This is a genomic window from Nocardia sp. NPDC058497 (assembly GCF_042720195.1).
Classification (GTDB): Bacteria; Actinomycetota; Actinomycetes; order Mycobacteriales; family Mycobacteriaceae; genus Nocardia.
Window position 1 is genome coordinate 1 of sequence record NZ_JBHXMY010000831.1, and the last position, 1,975, is coordinate 1,975.

The 1,975-nt window shown below is 65.2% G+C and carries 2 protein-coding genes; both read right to left on the bottom strand.

The window, feature by feature from the left end; all coding sequences use genetic code 11:
• Window positions 1–1,405, bottom strand: a 1,405-nt coding sequence (locus ACFWPJ_RS31515; RefSeq protein ID WP_378856968.1) for a type I polyketide synthase, incomplete at its 3' end; no start/stop codon positions are given.
• Window positions 1,406–1,439: 34 nt separating this feature from the next.
• Window positions 1,440–1,975: acyl carrier protein (locus ACFWPJ_RS31520; RefSeq protein ID WP_378856970.1), on the bottom strand; the 536-nt coding region annotated here is incomplete at its 5' end.

The window sequence follows — 1,975 nt, forward strand, 5'->3', positions numbered from 1 at the left end:
CGTGGGAGCTCTCCGGGGCCGAAGGCGCTTGTTCGATGATGATGTGGGCGTTGGTGCCGCTGATACCGAACGAGGACACGCCAGCGCGGCGTGGTCGATCAGTGGCAGGCCACGGCTGTGTCTCCGTCGCCAGTTCGACCGCGCCGGTGTCCCAGTCGACGCGTGAGGACGGTGCGTCGGTGTGCAGGGTTTTCGGCACGGCTCCGTGCCGCATCGCCAGCACCATCTTGATCACCCCCGCCACGCCCGCGGCTGCCTGGGTATGACCGATATTGGACTTCAACGCACCCAATACGAGAGGTGTATCGACAGGGCGGTGCTGGCCGTAGGTCGCCAGGATCGCTTGTGCCTCAATGGGATCGCCGAGACGGGTACCGGTGCCGTGGGCCTCCACCACATCGACGTCGGTCACCGACAATCCCGCATTGGCCAGGGCGCGGCGGATCACGCGCTGCTGGGACGGGCCGTTCGGCGCGGTCAAACCATTCGACGCCCCGTCCTGGTTGATGGCCGAACCACGCACCACCGCCAGGACCTCGTGGCCGAGACGCCGCGCGTCCGACAACCGCTCCAGGACGAGCACACCCGCGCCTTCGGCCAGCGCGGTGCCGTCGGCGGCCTCGGCGAACGGCTTACAGCGGCCGTCGGTAGAAAGCCCTCGCTGCTGGGCGAATCCGACAATTCCCTCCGGTGTCGCCATGACCGTGACACCACCGGCCAAAGCCATCGAGCATTCACCCGCGCGCAGCGCCTGCACCGCCTGATGCAACGCGACAAGGGACGAGGAGCATGCGGTGTCCACTGACACCGCGGGGCCCTCCAGTCCCAGGACGTAGGACACCCGCCCGGACGCCACACTCAACGGCGTGCCGGTCAGTTCGAATCCGGTTGCCTCGGCGGCTGTGACACCCCCGCTGCTGTATCCGAGGTTGCCGATGCCGACGAACACGCCGGTATCGCTGCCGCGCAACGTATTCGGATCGATGCCGGCGTCTTCGAGCGCCTCCCACGCCGTCTCCAACAGCACCCGCTGTTGCGGGTCCATCGCGAGGGCCTCGCGCGGGGAGATACCGAAGAACCCGGCATCGAACCAGCCCGCCTCGTGCAGGAAACCGCCCTCGCGCACATACGATTTGCCAGCCACGCCCGGCTCCGGATCGAACAGACCGTCCACGTCCCAGCCACGATCGGTCGGGAACGAGGAGATCGCGTCTCCTTCGTCGATCAGCAGCTGCCACAAACCAGAGGGCGACGACACTCCGCCCGGCAGCCGACATCCCATACCCACAATCGCCACGGGCTCCGACAACGCGGCCTGGAGTTCTCGATTGGTCTTCTTCAAAGCCTCGTTGCGCTGCGCGGCATTACGCAGTGCTTTGGTCAGGTCTTCTACTGTGAGCGCCACAAAAACTCTCCAAAATCCTCAAACACCAAAGTAATCAATCAATGAAATGCTGAACCAGGGCTTCGATATCCATGTCCAGGGTCGATTCCTCATCGTCCGCCGTGGACAGGTGCCGAACACGCTGTTCTTCCACACCGTCGTATTCCGTTGCCTCGCCGGGTTTTCCGACCATTTCCCGGAATACGTAACGGGCGACATCCTCCGGCGACGGATAGTCGAAGATCAGTGTCGCGGGCAACCGCAGGCCCGCTACTGTATTCAGACGGTTTCTGATCTCCACCGCCGTGAGGGAATCGAAACCCAATTCCCGGAAATTGCGGTCGATGGCGATGTCGTCCTGACTGTCGTGGGCCAACACCACCGCGACCTGGTCGCGCACTGCCTCGAGGATGATCGTCCAAGCCTCGTCCTCCGGCACCCCGGCCACGCGGTGACGCAACGGCGCAACGCCCGCATTGTCGTCCGCGCCGTCCGCGGCCGCGATGCGGCGGTGCTGCGGTGCGAGGTCACCCAACAGGGTAGGCAGTGTCGCGGTGCGCGCCTGATCGGCGAGAGCACGCAGGTCGAGTC